The sequence below is a fragment of the Dermacoccus sp. MPR-E5 genome (genome assembly GCF_058809565.1).
Map to the genome: position 1 here is coordinate 139,220 of NZ_JBXASS010000010.1, position 15,814 is coordinate 155,033.

At 69.4% G+C, this 15,814-nt stretch carries 17 protein-coding genes and 2 tRNA genes; 12 read left to right on the plus strand and 7 right to left on the minus strand.

Annotation, left to right across the window (positions count from 1 at the left end; genetic code table 11):
* Positions 1-35: 35 nt before the first annotated feature.
* Positions 36-641 carry an isochorismatase family protein gene (locus tag AC1RS9_RS09615; RefSeq protein ID WP_062257656.1) on the minus strand — a complete coding sequence of 202 codons (606 nt, stop codon included), beginning with the start codon at positions 639-641 and terminating at the stop codon, positions 36-38.
* Positions 638-1,969, minus strand: a complete 1,332-nt coding sequence (locus tag AC1RS9_RS09620; RefSeq protein WP_074041186.1) for a nicotinate phosphoribosyltransferase — start codon at positions 1,967-1,969, stop codon at positions 638-640. The genes AC1RS9_RS09615 and AC1RS9_RS09620 overlap by 4 nt, the downstream gene beginning before the upstream one ends.
* A 15-nt stretch (positions 1,970-1,984) precedes the next feature.
* Here AC1RS9_RS09620 and clpS point away from each other — a divergent pair, with 15 nt between their 5' ends.
* The 5 genes from clpS (at position 1,985) to AC1RS9_RS09645 (ending at position 4,983) form a co-directional block, all read left to right on the plus strand.
* Positions 1,985-2,305, plus strand: a complete 321-nt coding sequence (gene clpS, locus AC1RS9_RS09625; protein WP_006947542.1) for an ATP-dependent Clp protease adapter ClpS — start codon at positions 1,985-1,987, stop codon at positions 2,303-2,305.
* On the plus strand, positions 2,305-2,946 hold the full coding sequence (locus AC1RS9_RS09630; protein ID WP_074041187.1) for a DUF2017 domain-containing protein: 642 nt from the start codon (positions 2,305-2,307) through the stop codon (positions 2,944-2,946). Before clpS ends, AC1RS9_RS09630 begins: the two co-directional genes overlap by 1 nt.
* A 35-nt stretch (positions 2,947-2,981) precedes the next feature.
* Positions 2,982-4,544, plus strand: coding sequence for a glutamate--tRNA ligase (gltX, locus tag AC1RS9_RS09635; protein WP_062257662.1), 1,563 nt, complete (start codon positions 2,982-2,984; stop codon positions 4,542-4,544).
* A gap of 168 nt (positions 4,545-4,712) precedes the next feature.
* Positions 4,713-4,784 (plus strand) — tRNA-Gln (locus AC1RS9_RS09640).
* Positions 4,785-4,910: 126 nt separating this feature from the next.
* Positions 4,911-4,983 (plus strand) — tRNA-Glu (locus AC1RS9_RS09645).
* Between the two features lie 197 nt (positions 4,984-5,180).
* Here AC1RS9_RS09645 and AC1RS9_RS09650 read toward each other — a convergent pair.
* Positions 5,181-5,933: an IclR family transcriptional regulator gene (locus AC1RS9_RS09650; protein WP_040015175.1), complete on the minus strand. Its 753-nt coding sequence runs from the start codon at positions 5,931-5,933 to the stop codon at positions 5,181-5,183.
* Between the two features lie 119 nt (positions 5,934-6,052).
* On the opposite strand from AC1RS9_RS09650, the gene leuC reads away from it, so the two are divergent.
* From leuC to AC1RS9_RS09665, 3 genes are all read left to right on the plus strand, one after another.
* Positions 6,053-7,444 (plus strand): 3-isopropylmalate dehydratase large subunit, encoded by a 1,392-nt coding sequence (leuC, locus tag AC1RS9_RS09655; protein ID WP_006947513.1) that lies wholly within the window; start codon positions 6,053-6,055, stop codon positions 7,442-7,444.
* 25 nt (positions 7,445-7,469) lie between these two features.
* A complete protein-coding gene (leuD, locus tag AC1RS9_RS09660; RefSeq protein ID WP_038568866.1) occupies positions 7,470-8,063 on the plus strand; it encodes a 3-isopropylmalate dehydratase small subunit in 594 nt (197 codons plus the stop codon).
* Positions 8,064-8,351: 288 nt separating this feature from the next.
* Positions 8,352-8,678: an HU family DNA-binding protein gene (locus tag AC1RS9_RS09665; protein WP_062257664.1), complete on the plus strand. Its 327-nt coding sequence runs from the start codon at positions 8,352-8,354 to the stop codon at positions 8,676-8,678.
* A gap of 21 nt (positions 8,679-8,699) precedes the next feature.
* Here AC1RS9_RS09665 and AC1RS9_RS09670 read toward each other — a convergent pair whose 3' ends face one another.
* Complete coding sequence (locus tag AC1RS9_RS09670) at positions 8,700-8,924, minus strand: hypothetical protein (protein ID WP_006947507.1); 225 nt, start codon at positions 8,922-8,924, stop codon at positions 8,700-8,702.
* A 171-nt stretch (positions 8,925-9,095) separates the two neighbouring features.
* Between AC1RS9_RS09670 and AC1RS9_RS09675 the strand changes: the two genes are divergently transcribed.
* Together AC1RS9_RS09675 and AC1RS9_RS09680 are read left to right on the plus strand one after the other, a co-directional pair.
* Positions 9,096-9,866 carry a lysophospholipid acyltransferase family protein gene (locus AC1RS9_RS09675; RefSeq protein ID WP_074045539.1) on the plus strand — a complete coding sequence of 257 codons (771 nt, stop codon included), beginning with the start codon at positions 9,096-9,098 and terminating at the stop codon, positions 9,864-9,866.
* A 91-nt stretch (positions 9,867-9,957) separates the two neighbouring features.
* Positions 9,958-10,959, plus strand: coding sequence for an NAD(P)H-dependent glycerol-3-phosphate dehydrogenase (locus AC1RS9_RS09680; protein ID WP_131941285.1), 1,002 nt, complete (start codon positions 9,958-9,960; stop codon positions 10,957-10,959).
* Between the two features lie 72 nt (positions 10,960-11,031).
* Here the strand turns inward: AC1RS9_RS09680 and AC1RS9_RS09685 are convergent, their stop codons facing one another.
* Positions 11,032-12,144: a trans-sulfuration enzyme family protein gene (locus AC1RS9_RS09685; RefSeq protein ID WP_492921272.1), complete on the minus strand. Its 1,113-nt coding sequence runs from the start codon at positions 12,142-12,144 to the stop codon at positions 11,032-11,034.
* Positions 12,145-12,223: 79 nt separating this feature from the next.
* Here AC1RS9_RS09685 and AC1RS9_RS09690 point away from each other — a divergent pair, with 79 nt between their 5' ends.
* Complete coding sequence (locus AC1RS9_RS09690) at positions 12,224-13,345, plus strand: D-alanine--D-alanine ligase family protein (protein ID WP_074045542.1); 1,122 nt, start codon at positions 12,224-12,226, stop codon at positions 13,343-13,345.
* 117 nt (positions 13,346-13,462) lie between these two features.
* Here AC1RS9_RS09690 and AC1RS9_RS09695 read toward each other — a convergent pair whose 3' ends face one another.
* Complete coding sequence (locus tag AC1RS9_RS09695; protein ID WP_006947505.1) at positions 13,463-13,921, minus strand: DUF3515 family protein; 459 nt, start codon at positions 13,919-13,921, stop codon at positions 13,463-13,465.
* A 733-nt stretch (positions 13,922-14,654) separates the two neighbouring features.
* On the opposite strand from AC1RS9_RS09695, the gene AC1RS9_RS09700 reads away from it, so the two are divergent.
* Entirely contained in the window at positions 14,655-14,837 is a 183-nt protein-coding gene (locus AC1RS9_RS09700) for a hypothetical protein (RefSeq protein WP_074045544.1), read from the plus strand.
* An 87-nt stretch (positions 14,838-14,924) separates the two neighbouring features.
* Here the strand turns inward: AC1RS9_RS09700 and AC1RS9_RS09705 are convergent, their stop codons facing one another.
* Positions 14,925-15,503 (minus strand): hypothetical protein, encoded by a 579-nt coding sequence (locus AC1RS9_RS09705; RefSeq protein ID WP_281711506.1) that lies wholly within the window; start codon positions 15,501-15,503, stop codon positions 14,925-14,927.
* Positions 15,504-15,814 lie beyond the last annotated feature (311 nt).

A 15,814-nucleotide genomic window follows, 5' to 3' on the forward strand; every position in this document is an offset into this window, starting at 1 on the left:
CGTCCATCTTCGTGCCCGGCACGCGGGCCGCGTTCTCAGCCGACGACGGGTTGACCGACGAGCTCGACGCCCGCGTCGCGCATGGTCGTGAGCGCCGCGTCGGTGCTGTCGGCTGCGACGCCGGCCGTCATGCCGAGCAGCACGCGCGTGCCGAAGCCTTCGCTGACGGCGTCGAGCGCGGTCGCGCGGACGCAGTGGTCGGTCGCGATGCCGACGACGTCGACGCTGCCGACGCCCGCGTCACGCAACCAGGAGGCGAGCGACTCATCGCCACCGGCGAAAGACCCCTCGAATCCTGAGTAGGCCGCGGCGTACCTGCCCTTGGGGAAGATCGCGTCGAGCCGATCGACGGCGGGCGCGAATCCGTCGTGGAACGCCGCGCCGTCGGACTCGGCGCGGCAGTGCACGGGCCACGAGTCGCGGTAGTCGGGGGTCTCGCTCCAGTGCTCGCCGGGGTCGACGTGCCAGTCCTGCGTCGCGACGACGACGTCGTAATCGGCGAGCGCGACGTAGTCGGCGATCGCCGCGGCGACCTGGGCGCCCCCGGCCACGGCGAGCGAACCGCCCTCGCAGAAGTCGTTCTGCACGTCGACGACGACGAGTGCCCGGCGCGTGCCGGCATCAACGTTCGGTGCGCTCATCGCTGCGTCACCCCGCCCAAACCGGGACCCTCGTACCGGGTCGGGATGACGGGCTCACCGCGCGACATCTGACGCGCCTTCGCGGGCAATTCCGCGCGGGCACGCTCGTACACCGCGCGGGCGCTCGCGGCGTCCGTCGGCGCGACGACCTCGCCGTTCCTGACGAGCGGGACGAGCAGCGCACGGTCGTCGCCGTCGTCGACCGGCTGCTCGCCGATGCCGATGATCTCGGCCTCGGCCACTCCCTGTGCGTTTCGGCGACGCAGCGCCCACTTGCGTCCGCCGACGGAGATCTTGTCCTTGCTCTTCTTCGCGACGTCGATCATCTGCTCGTCGTCGCTCGCGTGCTGGACGAGCTTGTAGACCATGCCGGCCGTCGGCGCGCCGGAGCCGGTGACGAGGGAGGTGCCGACGCCGTACGCGTCGACCGGCCCGGCTGCGAGGGCGGCGATGGCGTACTCGTCGAGGTCGCTCGTCACGACGATCTTCGTGCTTGTGGCACCGAGTGAGTCGAGCTGCTCGCGCACCTCGCGGGCCTGCACGAGCAGGTCGCCGGAATCCAGACGCACCCCACCGAGTTCGGGGCCCGCGACCTCGACGGCGATCTTGACGGCGTTCTTCACGTCGTAGGTGTCGACGAGCAGCGTCGTGTCCTTGCCGAGCGAGTCGACCTGCGCGGTGAACGCGGCGCGCTCGTCGTCGTGCAGCAGCGTGAACGCGTGCGCCGACGTGCCCGTCGTCGGCACGTCGTAGCGACGTCCCGCCTCGAGGTTGGAGGAGGCCGCGAACCCCGTGATGTACGCGGCGCGCGCGGCTGCGACCGCTGCCTCCTCGTGCGTGCGACGCGAGCCCATCTCGATGCACGGACGGCCGTCGGCGGCGAGCACCATGCGCGACGCAGCGGCGGCGACGGCTGAGTCGTGGTTGAGGATCGACAGGATCAACGTCTCGAGGATGACGCCCTCGGCGAACGTCGACTCGACGACGACGAGCGGCGAGCCCGGGAAGTAGCACTCACCCTCGGCGTAGCCGTGGATGTCACCGGAGAAGCGGTAGTTGGCGAGCCACTCGAGCGTCGGCTCATCGACGACGGCGCGTCGACGCAGGTCGTCGATCTCGGCCTCGGTGAACCGGAACTCTTTCAACGCCTCGAGAAAACGACCCGTGCCCGCGACGACGCCGAAGCGGCGGCCGTCGGGCAGGCGGCGGGCGAAGACCTCGAAGACGCTCTTGCGGTGGGCCGCACCGGAGCGCAGCGCCGCCTGAAGCATCGTGAGCTCGTAGTGGTCGGTGAGCAGGGCCGTCGAGGCCGAGATGGTGGAAGTCACGTATCGAACTCTAAGGTGGTTGACGTGTCGATCGCGCCTCCAGACATCGATTTCGAGCAACTGGCCAAGCAGCTCGCCGACCCTGACCCCCAGGACGTGGGGGAGCGGGCGTGGGTGACGCTCGTGTGGAACGACCCCGTCAACCTCATGAGCTACGTCAGCTTCGTGTTCCAGGACTACTTCGGCTACTCCCGCGAGGAGGCTGAGCGGCTCATGATGCAGGTGCACACCGAGGGCCGCGCCGTCGTCAGCAAGGGCAGCCGTGAGAAGGCCGAGGCCGACACGATCGCCATGCACGGCTACAGCCTGTGGGCGACCTACGAGCAGGAGGGCTGATGGCCGAGGCATTCCGGCGTGACCCGTCCGACGAGCGGCGCATCGTCGGACGTCTCGACGACGTCGAACGCGCCGTCGTCGTCGATCTCATGCACCAGACGAGCGTCCTGCTCTCCGACGGTAGTGACGACGCACCCGACGCGCCGCGCGGCACCGACGAGGACGAGCTGTTCGCGGCGCTCGGACGCTCTATGAGCGCCCGGGAGGCTCCACGCGACCCGGCGCTTCGTCGGCTGCTGCCCGACGGTGTCAAGGACGATGACGGCGCGGCCGCCGAGTTCCGCCGCCTCACCGAGGCCTCCTTGCGCGATCGCAAGCTGCGTAACCTCGCTACGGCGATGACGGCGTTCGAGCGCGCGGGTGCGAACGTCGACCTCGCGCAGACGATGAGCGCCGGCGAACCCCGCGACGTCGTCCTCGACGAGGCCGAGGCGCGCGCGACGATGATGGCGCTGACGGACGTGCGGCTCGTGCTCGCCGAGCGCCTCGGCGTGCGCACCGATGCGGATGCCGACGCACTCGTCGAACAGGTCGAGCGTGGGCAGGTGCCGAGCGACGAGGAACAGCTCATGGCCGCCTACTACGACTTCCTCACCTGGCTCGCCGAATCGGTGACGCTCGCGGTGATGCGCGAGGCCTGAGGCGCAGCGCAACGGCCGTCTACGATGGAGACATCATGAGCGACTCGACTGCCACCTCAGCCCCCACCCCCTCGACGCCCGGCGAGACGAGCCCCGGCGCCGTCCGTCTGCGCGTCGCGCCGTCGCCGACGGGTGACCCGCACGTCGGCACCGCCTACATGGCGATGTTCGACCTTGCGTTCGCGCGTCAGCAGGGCGGAAAGTTCGTCCTGCGCATCGAGGACACCGACCGGGCGCGCTTCCAGGCCGATTCCGAGCAGCAGATCTTCGACACGCTGCACTGGCTCGACCTGAACTGGGACGAGGGCCCCGACGTCGGCGGCCCGTACGCGCCGTACCGTCAGAGTGAGCGGCTCGACACGTACAAGCCGTACGTCGACAAGCTCATCGACGAGGGCAAGGCCTACTACTGCTACTGCACGAGCGAGCGGCTCGCCGAGATGCGCGAGCTCCAGCAGAAGCAGAAGCTGCCGACCGGCTACGACCGCATGTGCTACGGCAAGTCGCGTGAGGAGCGCGCCGCCGAGCCCGGCTTCAGCGAGAACCCCGTCGTGCGCATGTTCATCCCCGACGACGCGCCGCTCGTGTTCGACGACCTCATCCGAGGCGAGGTCAAGGCGCCCCGCCCGGACGATCAGGTCATCATGAAGGCCGACGGTTTCCCGACGTACCACCTCGCCGTCGTCGTCGACGACCACGAGATGGGCATCACGCACGTCGTGCGCGGTGAGGAGTGGATCAGCTCGACGCCGAAGCACATCCTGCTCTACCAGGGCCTCGGCCTCGAACCGCCGAAGTTCGCGCACATGCCGCTGCTGCGCGATGAGAAGAAGGCGAAGATCTCCAAGCGCAAGAGCCCGTGGGCGCGCCTCACGTGGTTCAAGGAGCAGGGTTACCTGCCGGAGGCGCTGCTCAACTTCCTCGCGCTGCTCGGCTACCCGCCGATCATCGAGGCGGACGGCACCGAGCGCGAGGTGTTCACCTTCGAGGAGTTCAGCGAGAACTTCGAATGGAGCAAGGTCAACACCGTCGGCCCGATCTTCAACCTCGACAAGCTGAACTGGCTCAACGGTCACTACATCCGCGAGCTCGAGCCTCGCGACTTCGCCGCGCGTATCCTGCCGTTCCTCGTCGCGGACGGCGTGCTGCCGGAGCAGCCGTCGCTGCCGCAGCTGGGTCGCCTCAACCTCGTCGCCGAGCTGATCCAGACTCGCATCAACCTGCTGTCGGAGGCGACGCCGCTCGTCGCACCGTTCTTCACCGACGACGCCGAGCTGCCCATCGCGGACGACGCCCGCGCGCAGCTCAAGGAGACCGCCCCGCAGGTGCTAGACGCCGCCATCGCGGCCCTCGAGCCCATCTCGGGTTCGCTCGGCAAGCCTGACGGCACGGGCATCGAGTGGGTGCACGAGCGCATCGAGGCCGCGTTGCGCGAGGCCGTCGTCGACGGCCTGGGCATCAAGCCGAAGTTCGCCTTCGGCCCGTTGCGCACCGCCGTGTCCGGTCAGCGGATCTCACCGCCGCTGTTCGAGTCGATGGAGATCCTCGGCAAGCACTCGACGATGGAACGCTTGAAGAACCTGCGCGCGAGCCTGTGATCGACCGGGGCGCGCCTGCCTGTCGGCCCTGACGGATGCGTCAGGGCCGGCGCGGCAGGGCGCCGGTCGATTTGTCGTCCCGGGAAACCTCCGGTAAAGTTTTCACTCGGTTCGGGGAACGAACGGAAGGCCTCGCGAGGCGCGCTGTTCGATCACTGCAACCCCCATTGGGGTATGGTGTAATTGGCAACACGGATGATTCTGGTTCATTTGTTCTAGGTTCGAGTCCTGGTACCCCAGCGCAGATCGCTTGTGCAGAAGGTGACGCCCGCGTCACGCGCGCACAGAGTGATTTCGGGAAAACGATGACATGAGTTAAAGTTTTCCTCGCTGCTGAAGGGCCGAAAGGTTGACGAAGCAGGCCATGGCCCCGTTGTGTAGTGGCCTAGCACGCCGCCCTCTCAAGGCGGTAGCGCGGGTTCGAATCCCGTCGGGGCTACATCGAGACAAGAAATCCTCACCGTAGAAATGCGGTGGGGATTTCTTGTTTGCCTTCTCTTTCTGTCGCCGTCTCGGCTCAGACCGACCTTTTTCGGGTCCTGATCATTCGTGCGCTCGAATGCGGGATCCAGGAATCGCCACCGGACGGCCGCAGGTCACGTGCACCTGCCCAAGGGCATCGTCGCCAGAGGTGGATCAGCGCGTCGTGGGTGGTGCGACGCTCTTCTGCTGCGCGGCGGCGCGCGCGAGCACCTCCGTCAGCTTGTTGGCGCCGGCGACGACCGTTGCGGCGTGCAGCCGCCCGGGCTGACGGGAGACGCGCTCGACGGGGCCGGAGATCGACACGGCGGCGATGACGCGGCCGCTGGGCGAGCGCACCGGCGCGGAGACGGACGCGACGCCCTGCTCGCGCTCGCTCACCGACTGAGCCCATCCGCGGCGGCGCACGCCGGAGAGCATCGTCGCGGTGAACTTGGAGCCCTGCAGGCCACGGTGCAGACGGTCGGGCTCCTCCCAGGCGAGCAGCACCTGGGCCGCTGAGCCGGCCTGCATCGACAGCGTCGCGCCGACGGGGATGGAATCGCGCAGACCCATCGGGCGATCGGCGGCCGCCACGCAGATGCGCTGGTCGCCCTGGCGGCGGAAGAGCTGGGCGCTCTCGTTCGTGTGGTCGCGCAGCGCGCCGAGGACGGGCCCGGCGGCGGCGAGCAGGCGGTCCTCACCGGCGGCGGCGGCGAGTTCGACGAGTCGGGGGCCGAGGACGAAGCGTCCCTGCATGTCACGGGCCACGAGGCGGTGATGCTCCAGCGCGACCGCGAGGCGGTGGGCGGTCGGGCGAGCGAGGCCGGTGGCTGCGACGAGCTGGGCGAGGGTGGAGGGCCCTGCCTCGAGGGCGGAGAGCACGACTGCAGCCTTGTCGAGGACTCCGACGCCACTTGAATTGTCCATGTACTGATATTGCAGTCTCATGAACCGAGACGCAAGTCCGGTCCGCCGGTAAAAGGGTAACGCTTGTCGCAGAACGGTGTCTCGTGGGTCGGACGACCCGTCGATCGAAGGAGGATGACGTGGGTTCCACGTTGGCCGAGAAGGTGTGGCAGCAGCACGTCGTGCGAAGCGCGGAGGGCGAGCCCGACCTGCTCTACATCGACCTTCACCTGCTCCACGAGGTCACGAGCCCGCAGGCGTTCGACGGGCTGCGGCTCGCGGGGCGCACCGTGCGTCGCACCGACCTCACGCTCGCCACCGAGGACCACAACGTCCCGACGACGCCGGGCCCGATCACCGACCTCGTCAGCCGCACCCAGGTCGAGACGCTGCGCCGCAACTGCGAGGAGTTCGGCATCCGCCTGTTCCCGATGGGCGACGCCGAGCAGGGCATCGTCCACATCATCGGCCCGCAGCTGGGCCTCACCCAGCCCGGCGCGACGATCGTCTGCGGCGACAGCCACACCTCGACGCACGGTGCGTTCGGCGCGCTCGCGTTCGGCATCGGCACGAGCGAGGTCGAGCACGTCCTCGCGACGCAGACGCTGCCGCTCAAGCCGTTCAAGACGATGGCGATCACCCTGGAGGGCGACCTGCCGGACGGCGTCAGCGCGAAGGACATCATCCTCGCCGTCATCGCCGAGATCGGCACCGGCGGCGGCCAGGGCTACGTCCTCGAGTACCGCGGCAAGGCGATCGAAGCGCTGTCGATGGAAGCGCGCATGACGATCTGCAACATGTCGATCGAGGCGGGCGCCCGTGCCGGCATGGTGGCGCCCGACCAGACGACGTTCGACTACCTGGAAGGCCGCCCCCATGCGCCGCAGGGCGCCGAGTGGGATGACGCGGTCGAGGCGTGGAAGCAGCTGCGCACCGACGACGACGCGGTGTTCGACGCCGAGGTCGTCATCGACGCGACGAAGCTCGCGCCGTTCGTCACCTGGGGCACCAACCCGGGCCAGGGCCTGCCGCTGACGGCGGCCGTGCCCGACCCCGAGCAGATGGGCGACGACTCGGAGAAGGATGCCGCCGCGAGCGCCATCGAGTACATGGGGCTGAGCGTCGGTCAGCCGCTCAAGGAGATCGCGATCGACACCGTCTTCCTCGGTTCCTGCACCAATGGGCGTCTCGAGGATCTGCGCGCCGCGGCGGACGTGCTGCGCGGGCGCAAGGTCGCCGACAGCGTGCGCATGCTCGTCGTGCCCGGTTCGGCGAAGGTGCGTCTCGACGCCGAGGCGGAGGGGCTCGACGCCGTCTTCACCGACGCCGGCGCCGAGTGGCGCCTGCCCGGCTGCTCGATGTGCCTCGGCATGAACCCCGATCAGCTCGAGCCGGGGGAGCGCAGCGCGTCGACCTCGAACCGCAACTTCGAAGGGCGCCAGGGCAAGGGCGGACGCACGCACCTCGTCAGCCCACAGGTCGCCGCCGCGACCGCCGTCACCGGCACGCTTGCCTCGCCCGCCGATCTGTGACCCGCTGAGCCGTCAGGAGACATCGATGGACAAGTTCACCACCCACACCGGCGTCGGGGTGCCGCTGCGCCGCAGCAACGTCGACACCGACCAGATCATTCCAGCCGTCTACCTCAAGCGCGTCACCCGCACGGGCTTCGAGGACGGGCTGTTCTCCGCATGGCGCAAGGACCCGTCGTTCGTGCTCAACACCGAGGCCTACCGTGACGGTTCGGTCCTGGTCGCAGGCCCCGACTTCGGGACGGGCTCCTCGCGCGAGCATGCCGTCTGGGCGCTCATGGACTACGGCTTCCGCGTCGTCATCAGTTCGCGCTTCGCCGACATCTTCCGCGGCAACTCGGGCAAGGCCGGCCTGCTCACCGCGCAGGTCGAGCAGGGCGACGTCGAACTGCTGTGGAAGTACCTCGACAACGAACCGGGCGCGCAGATCACGGTCGACCTGGGCTCGCGCACGATCCACGCGGGGGAGCTCGTCGTGCCGTTCGCTGTCGACGACTACATCCGCTGGCGCCTCATGGAGGGCCTCGACGACATCTCGCTGACGCTGCGTCACGAGGACGACATCGAAGCGTTCGAAGACGCTCGTCCGAGTTGGAAGCCGTCGACGCTCGTCCGATAGATGATATCGCGCGCCGCGCGGGAGGCCTCGCGCTCGTGGCGCGCGTGTATGAGGTTCGACGCCCGGGGAGGTGTCTGCGAATCGCTTACGGCCGCAACATGGTCGGGCGACCGCCATGATGATCTATGACGATCGGCCTACGCGTGTTCGGTGCGTGGGCGCCGCACGGCGGACGACGAAGATTTCACCCAATGGACGGGGATGCAACCACTCGGTACCGTTGGCCCACGTCGAGACGCAGGACGGGATCGAGCCGTGACGGACGGACGAGAAGGGGTAGGACGAAAGATGAACAAGGCAGACCTGGTCGATCGCCTCGAGGTGCGCCTCGGCAGCAAGGAGGCCGCACTGGAGGCCGTGGAGGCCGTCGTCGACGTGATCATCCGAGAGGTCGCTGCCGGCAACAAGGTAGGGATCACCGGATTCGGCACGTTCGAGCGCGTCGACCGCGCCGCCCGCACGGGCCGCAACCCGCGCACGGGCGAAGCGGTGCGCATCGGTGCGACCTCCGTGCCCAAGTTCACCCCTGGTACGAACTTCAAGGCCGTCACGGCCGACCCGTCGAAGCTGCCCCGCTCCGGCAACGCCGGTGGTCGCGCGCGCGTCGAGCGCTGAGACGCACCGCGTCGGGCGGCGTCAGCGGATCTGCTGGCCCGTCCCGATGCCCTCGATCCACAACCGGCGGATTCCGTCTGGCCCGTGATCGACATTGAGACGCTGCCCCACGCGCAGCGTGCGCAGGCCGCTGCGCGCGAAGGCGTCGGCGTCGAACGGCAGCACCCGGCCGGCGTCGGTGATGAGCTCACCCGTGAACGTCGCCTCGTCGAAGCGGTGGACGCTGGCCTGCGTGTGATGGGTCATGGCGGCTCCTTCGGCGGCTCGGACCGGTGACGGCGAGGTGCGCGGGTCTCGTACCCTCTCACAGCGATCCCTCCCATGCTGTCAGATGCCCCGGCCTCATGGATCGCAACGCTGCGACGAATGCCCTGGACGTGTCGTGCCACTAGAGTGCGAGACGAACAGGAGGTGCCCATGGCGAAGATCTCGCTCGATGCGGGAGAGCGCAACGCCGTCGTCTCCGTCATCACGAAAGCCGTCGCCCCGGCGGTGGCGCCGTGGCTGCGTGAGGCGTGGCGAGGCGCCGAGCACGTTCCCGCCACCGGCGGCGCCGTCATCGCCGCGAACCACCTCAGCTACTCCGACCCGTTCGTCATCGGCCGCTTCCTCCTCTACGGCGCGGGTCGCCTGCCGCACTTCCTCGGCAAGGCCGAGGTCTTCGCCGTCCCCGTCCTCGGGCCGCTGCTGCGCCGCGCCGGGCAGATCCCCGTCCACCGCGGCACCGCACGGGCCAAGGACAGCTTCGTCGAAGCCGTCGACGCCGTCGCGGCCGGCCGCCTCGTCTGCCTGCTGCCGGAGGGCACACTGACGCGGGATCGCGCGTTCTGGCCGATGACGGGCAAGTCCGGCGCCGCGCGCATCGCGCTGACGACGGGCGTCCCGCTCGTCCCCGTCGCGATGTGGGGGCCCGAACGAATCATCCCGCCGACCAGTCGCGCCCGCCACGTCGTGCCGCACCTGCTGACGCGCCGTCATGACGTCACCGTCGTCGCGGGCGAGCCGGTCGACCTCGACGATCTGCGCGGGCGCGACCTCGACACCGAGGTGCTGACGGAGGCCACCAGGCGCCTCATGGCCGCCATCCTCGAGCTGCTGTGCGAGATCCGCGGCGAGCGACCCGGCGCGCCGCCGCTCGACAACCCGCGCACCGTCTCGCGCCCGACCGACGCGCGAGGCTCGCGATGAACGCGCCGACCTGGCCCAGTGGCCTCCGCGCCGACCTGCCTCACAGCGCCGATCTGTCCGACCGCACCGAACTCCACGAAAGGACGAGACGATGACACGCGCCGCAATCATGGGGGCCGGAAGCTGGGGCACGGCGTTCGCCGCCGTCATGGCCGACGCAGGCACCGACGTCACGCTGTGGGCGCGCCGTGCGGAGGCTGCTGACGCGATCAACACCGAGCGCCGCAACGTCGCCTACCTGCCCGAGCTGCAGCTCGACGAGCGCATCAGCGCGACGGCGGACGCCGCGCAGGCGCTCGAGGGCGCCGACCTCGTCGTCCTCGCCGTCCCGTCGCAGTCGCTGCGCGGCAACCTCGAGCAGTGGCGCGACGTGCTGCCGCAGGGCGCGCCGCTCGTGTCGCTCATGAAGGGCATCGAACTCGGCACGCACCTGCGGATGAGCGACGTCATCGCGGAGGTCGCCGGCGTGCCGCTCGCGCAGGTCGCCGTCGTCTCCGGGCCGAACCTCGCGAAGGAGATCGCGCAGAAGCAGCCGGCCGCCGCCGTCGTCGCAGCGCCGCATCACGGGCTGCGCGCCAAGGTGGCAGAGGCCTGCGCCGCCCCGTACTTCCGCCCCTACACGAACGCGGACGTCGTCGGCACGGAGATCGCGGGCGCGGTGAAGAACGTCATCGCGCTCGCCGTCGGCATGGCCCATGGCCTGGGCCTCGGCGAGAACACGACGGCGACGCTCCTGACGCGCGGTCTCGCAGAGACGGCCCGCCTCGGCGCGGCGCTCGGCGCCGACCCGCAGACGTTCCTCGGTCTCGCCGGTGTGGGCGACATGGCCGCGACGTGCAGTTCGCGCCTGTCGCGCAACCATGCCTTCGGGCTGGCCCTCGGCGAGGGGCAGACGCTCGAAGAGGTGACCGCACAGGCCAGCCAGACGGCCGAGGGCGTCAAGTCGTGCCGCTCCATCGTCGAACTCGCACGCAGCGTCGACGTCGACATGCCGATCTGCGACGGCGTGCACGCCATCCTCTACGAAGGGTGGGGCCCGCAGGAGATGGTGCGCGCCCTCATGTCGCGTTCGCGCAAGAGCGAACGCGTCTGACGACCGGCCGGGCGCGCCCGTTGTTTCGGGCGTCGGCCGGGGCAGCCTGGGCGGGGCAGTCGCGTGACCGGGTCAGTCGGCTGACGCGGCGTGCGCCCGGCGCAGGGCGTCGTCGAGGTCCGCCCACAGATCCTCGACGTCCTCGACCCCGGCCGACAGGCGCAGCAGGTTCTCCGGAACGCTGGCCGGTTCGAGCGCATGTCGACGGCGGCGCTCCAGCATCGACTCGACGCCACCGAGGCTCGTGGCGGGCAACCACACCTCGACGAGCTGTTCGACGGCGCGTGCGGCGTCTGCGCCACCGCGCAGTTCGAGCGCGATCATCGCGCCCGTTCCCGGGTGGCGCACGCGTGCGACGTCGTCGTGCTCGCGCAATCTCGCAGCGAGCGTCGCCGCGTTCGCGCAGGCGCGCTCCCAGCGCAGGTGCAGCGTCCGCATGCCTCGCAGCGCGAGCCACGTCTCCTGCGGGCCGGGGATGGCGCCGCCCAGCGTGCGTGCTGTGAGCAGCCGCGCGGCGAGGTCGGCGTCGTTCGTCACCGCCGCGCCGAGCAGGACGTCGCTGTGGCCCGCGAGGTACTTCGTCACCGAATGCACGACGACGTCGACGCCGTCGTCGAGGGGGCGGCGCCCGAGCGGCGTGTTGAACGTGTTGTCCTCGATGACGAGCGCGCCCGCCGCGTGGGCGCGGCGCGTCACGGCGGCGACGTCGCACGTCTCGAGCATCGGGTTGCTCGGCGACTCGACCCAGACGAGATCGCAGCCGGCAGCTAGGGCGGTGTCGAGGGCGCCGTCGTCGGCGAGGTCGACGCGCGTGAGGTGCGCGCGGCCGGCCTCGTGCCAGGTGTCGAGGAGGGCCGAGGTGCCGTTGTAGAAGTGTGGCGGCGCGATGACACGGCCGCCGTGCGGCAGGAGGGACAGCGCGGCGGAGATGGCGCCCATGCCGCTGGCGAAGGCGAGCGCGGTCGTCGAGGCGTCACCTTCGAGGGAGGCAAGGGTCGTCTCGAACGCGCTCCACGTCGGGTTGCCGACCCGCGCGTAGTTGAGGTCGGCGCCGGCCACGTAGGTCGAGGTGAGCGTGAGCTCCGGGCTGACGCTCGCGCCCGGCGCGCGGGCAGGGCGTCCACCGCCGACGAGGCGCGTCGCAGCAGCGAGCGGGCGGGCGGGACGATCGGCGTGCGCAACCATGCGAACACCCTGGCACGGCGGCGCCACCGCGCGCCGTGGCGTCCGGCGACTGACCGCGCGGGCGCTATTGTTGGCCGCGATGAGCACTTCGCAGCCCCGCACCCGCGTCGCCGTCGTCTTCGGTGGGCGCTCCTCCGAGCACGCCATCTCGTGCGCCACCGCCGCCGGCGTTCTCGCCGCGATCGACCGTGAGCGCTACGACGTCGTGCCGATCGGCATCAGCAAGGCCGGCCAGTGGGTGCTCATGCCCGACGACCCGTCGGCGCTCGCGATCCAGGGCAAGAAGCTGCCGGAGGTGACGAACGACGCCGGCCGCGAGGTCGTCATCGCGCCGTCGCCCGACCAGCACGACATCCTCGTGCTCGATGCGGGGCAGACCCCGCAGGCACTGACGTCCGTCGACGTCGTCCTGCCGCTGCTGCACGGGCCGTTCGGTGAGGACGGCACCCTGCAGGGCCTGCTCGAACTCGCCGACCTGCGCTACGTCGGCTCGGGCGTCACGGCGTCGGCCGTCATGATGGACAAGCACATGATGAAGATCGTGTTCGAGGCCGCCGGGCTGCCCGTCGGCCCCTACGTCGTCATCACCGACAAGCAGTGGCGCCGCGACAAGGACGCCGCGATGGCGAGCCTCACACCGCTGCGCTACCCCGTCTTCGTCAAACCGGCACGCGCGGGTTCGTCGGTCGGCATCTCGAAGGTCGATTCGCGCGACCAGCTCGAGGCCGCCATCGAACTGGCGCGCGAGAGCGACCCGAAGGTTGTCATCGAGGCCGGCATCGTGGGCCGCGAGGTCGAATGCGGTGTGCTCGAAGGCCACGGCAGCGACCTGCCGCGCGCGTCCGAACTCGGTGAGATCGAGGAGATCGGCGAGCACGCCTTCTACGACTTCGAGGCCAAGTATCTCAACGACGACGGGCTGCGCCTCGCGTGCCCCGCCGATGTCAGCGCCGAGGACACCGCGCGCATCAAGGAGCTGTCGATCAAGGCGTTCGACGCCGCCGGCTGCGAGGGCCTCGCGCGCGTCGACTGGTTCTACACCGCCGACGGCACGCTCTTCCTCAACGAGATCAACACCCTGCCCGGCTTCACGCCCGTGTCGATGTTCCCGGCCGTGTGGCGCGAGAGCGGCCTCGACTACACCGACCTCATCACCGACCTGATCGAGTTGGCGCGCGAGCGCAAGACCGGTCTGCGCTGACGGCAGCCCCGCGTCCGCGGGGTCCCCTGGGGGAGTCCGGGGGGCTTGTGGGTGGTGACGCGGCGACGATGGCCGGGTCGGGGGTGAACCGGAGCCGAACCGAATCGGCGCCGCCTGTCAGGAACAGCGGTGTGGACCCTGAGCGATCTTCTTCGCCGCGGGGGCGAACGCGGCGAGCAGCGTGCCGTCGAGGTTCGCCGACGACGGGACGAGCACCTCGATCGCCGGCTCACGACCGTAGGTGACGTACCGCGTGCCGCCCGAGACCGGGATCTGCACCCAGTCGACGTCGTTCGCGGAGAAGCAGGCGTCGCTCGTCGGGCCGGGTGAGGTGACGCCGCAGCGCGCGATGAGGACGTCGTCAGCGTTCTTGCCCCAGGCGTGGACGGTCGGCGAGTCGGCCGAGTCGGGGTAGGAATCGAGCCCCGAGACCGTCTTCGGCCACGATTTCGCGACAGCCGCGCACTCGGACGATGACGCCTGCGCAGCAGGCTTCGCAGCGACGGGCGAGTCACCGCATGCGGTGAGCGCCAGCGTTGCGGCACCAGCGAGAGTGAGAGCGACGCGTGCTGACATGACCCATAGGCTATCCAACCCTCGTCTGCCCACCCCGCGCCTGCCCGGCCCGCAACCATGCAACCCGCACCGGCGCCCGGGGCTGATCGGGGGACCCGAGATGCTTGGGAGCTGCGATGCCGCCTAACAGAGTGTCAGCTCCCGGGAACGTCCTCGAGAGCTGCGATCCTGCCTGACGGGGTTTCAGAGCTCTTCACAAATGAGGGTGCAGCTGGGGTCTGAAGCCGCCGGACTCGAGCAGGGATCTGGCGATGTAGTTGGTCAGGTTGCGGAAGCCCAGGGCGGAGCCGCGCCCACCATGACCACACGAGCCGATCAGGCTGCGTGACTACCGACTGTCACCTCTCCGTGCAGCAGTCCCCACCAGCCGCGCCCTCCAGCGGATCGTCAAGTCCCCTGCTGACGGCGACTTCGGCCCCAACTCGATCCGTGCACTCCAGCGCTACCTCAACCGTGGCGTGCTCGCGGGGAAGTTCAAGCTGCCGTGACCACCATCGGCCACGCCGTCGCTGACCACATCTACCGCACCCAGCCCAGCGTCCTCGCCCGCTGCCTGGGCCTCATCTTGTCCGGCTGTCTGGTCCTCGCGTGGGCCGGGCTGCGACTGACCCGATCGATCGGAGCATCATGACCCACCCGCGCACTCAAGGCTGACGCGAAGAACCGCGCCGCCCGCACCCTCCTGCAAGGCCTCGCCATTGACGTCCTAATCGCCGTCGGCACCGCCCTGGCCATGTGGTTGCCTGATGCCACCCTCACCGCCGGCGAGTCGTGGCTCGTGCTCGGCGTGTCCGTCGGCAAGACCGCCCTGACCGTCCTCGCGTCATGGCTCATGCGGCTCAAGATCGACGGGTCTGCGCTGCCCGCCCCGCTCCCGCCGGCCGACCCGGGTGAGCCCGACGACGACACCGCCTGATTCCATCCGGTGCTGCACCAACAGCCCCCTTCGCTCGCCTCTTACGAGGTGGCCAAGGGGGGCTGTCTTGTCATTCGGGGTTGCGACTCAGGTCAACTGAGCACTCTCGCCGGAGACTGTTGCCGAGCGCGAGCGCGCGCCGATCTGGGCGCTGGTCGCCGGGCCTCGGGTACCGTTGCGTCGCTCGAAGGTCAATGTTTGCGCGGCTTGTGAGCCGGCGCCGTCAGGATCGACTATGACTGAGCGTTGGGTCCAGTAGGTGACGTCGTTGCAGTAGTCCCGGCTCTGCGTGAAGGACCCACGGACATGGAAGCCACCCAAATACAGGCGACCGTCGGATTTGACCTCGTCGGCGAGGATCGGGCAGTTGTATTTCCACGTGTAAGGCGTGTAGAGCAAGCCGTCCGACTTCCTCTGCGCCTTACCGCGGGTGGGGCCGGACCAGCAGGTGGAGTGACCACGCAGGGTCGCCCAGGTGGCGCTCTGCTCTCCGATGATCCAGTAGATCAGGGCCACGTCGGCCACGGTCGACTCCGGGGTGATGTCGTAGAGGTAAAGGCCGTAGGGTGCGCCGTCGGGGCCGGCGCCGGTCAACGTTGAGTCGACTTCGAGCGTCCACCTGCAGAAGCCGCTGTCCGTTGGCGTGTTCAAGACCCACCCGTTCACGCCTGGGTCCTTATGGACCGGGACAGACGCCGCCAAGCTGGGTGCAGCTGCTGAGATAGTAACGGCGGGTACCGCCCAAGCGGCCCCCTTTGCAATGGTCCGTCGGTCTAAGGACCTGCTGCGCTCAGTCATGAAATTCCCCCGTTTAGTAAAGGATTGAGTAGGTCTTTACGTTAGGCAGCATAGGGGGCCTGTGCTATCCCAGGCAAGACGACCCATCGCCGAATGATGACTGGCTCTTCACAGATGAGGGTGTAGTTGAGGTCTGAATCCGCCGGACTCGAGCAGGGATCTGGCGATGTAGTTGGTCA

Coding starts and splice junctions, on each gene's coding strand:
- AC1RS9_RS09615 (WP_062257656.1), bottom strand. CDS start 641: ATGAGCGCACCGAACGTTGATGCCGGCACGCGCCGGGCACTCGTCGTC.
- AC1RS9_RS09630 (WP_074041187.1), top strand. CDS start 2,305: ATGGCCGAGGCATTCCGGCGTGACCCGTCCGACGAGCGGCGCATCGTC.
- gltX (WP_062257662.1), top strand. CDS start 2,982: ATGAGCGACTCGACTGCCACCTCAGCCCCCACCCCCTCGACGCCCGGC.
- AC1RS9_RS09650 (WP_040015175.1), bottom strand. CDS start 5,933: ATGGACAATTCAAGTGGCGTCGGAGTCCTCGACAAGGCTGCAGTCGTG.
- leuD (WP_038568866.1), top strand. CDS start 7,470: ATGGACAAGTTCACCACCCACACCGGCGTCGGGGTGCCGCTGCGCCGC.
- AC1RS9_RS09665 (WP_062257664.1), top strand. CDS start 8,352: ATGAACAAGGCAGACCTGGTCGATCGCCTCGAGGTGCGCCTCGGCAGC.
- AC1RS9_RS09670 (WP_006947507.1), bottom strand. CDS start 8,924: ATGACCCATCACACGCAGGCCAGCGTCCACCGCTTCGACGAGGCGACG.
- AC1RS9_RS09675 (WP_074045539.1), top strand. CDS start 9,096: ATGGCGAAGATCTCGCTCGATGCGGGAGAGCGCAACGCCGTCGTCTCC.
- AC1RS9_RS09680 (WP_131941285.1), top strand. CDS start 9,958: ATGACACGCGCCGCAATCATGGGGGCCGGAAGCTGGGGCACGGCGTTC.
- AC1RS9_RS09685 (WP_492921272.1), bottom strand. CDS start 12,144: ATGGTTGCGCACGCCGATCGTCCCGCCCGCCCGCTCGCTGCTGCGACG.
- AC1RS9_RS09690 (WP_074045542.1), top strand. CDS start 12,224: ATGAGCACTTCGCAGCCCCGCACCCGCGTCGCCGTCGTCTTCGGTGGG.
- AC1RS9_RS09695 (WP_006947505.1), bottom strand. CDS start 13,921: ATGTCAGCACGCGTCGCTCTCACTCTCGCTGGTGCCGCAACGCTGGCG.
- AC1RS9_RS09700 (WP_074045544.1), top strand. CDS start 14,655: ATGTGGTTGCCTGATGCCACCCTCACCGCCGGCGAGTCGTGGCTCGTG.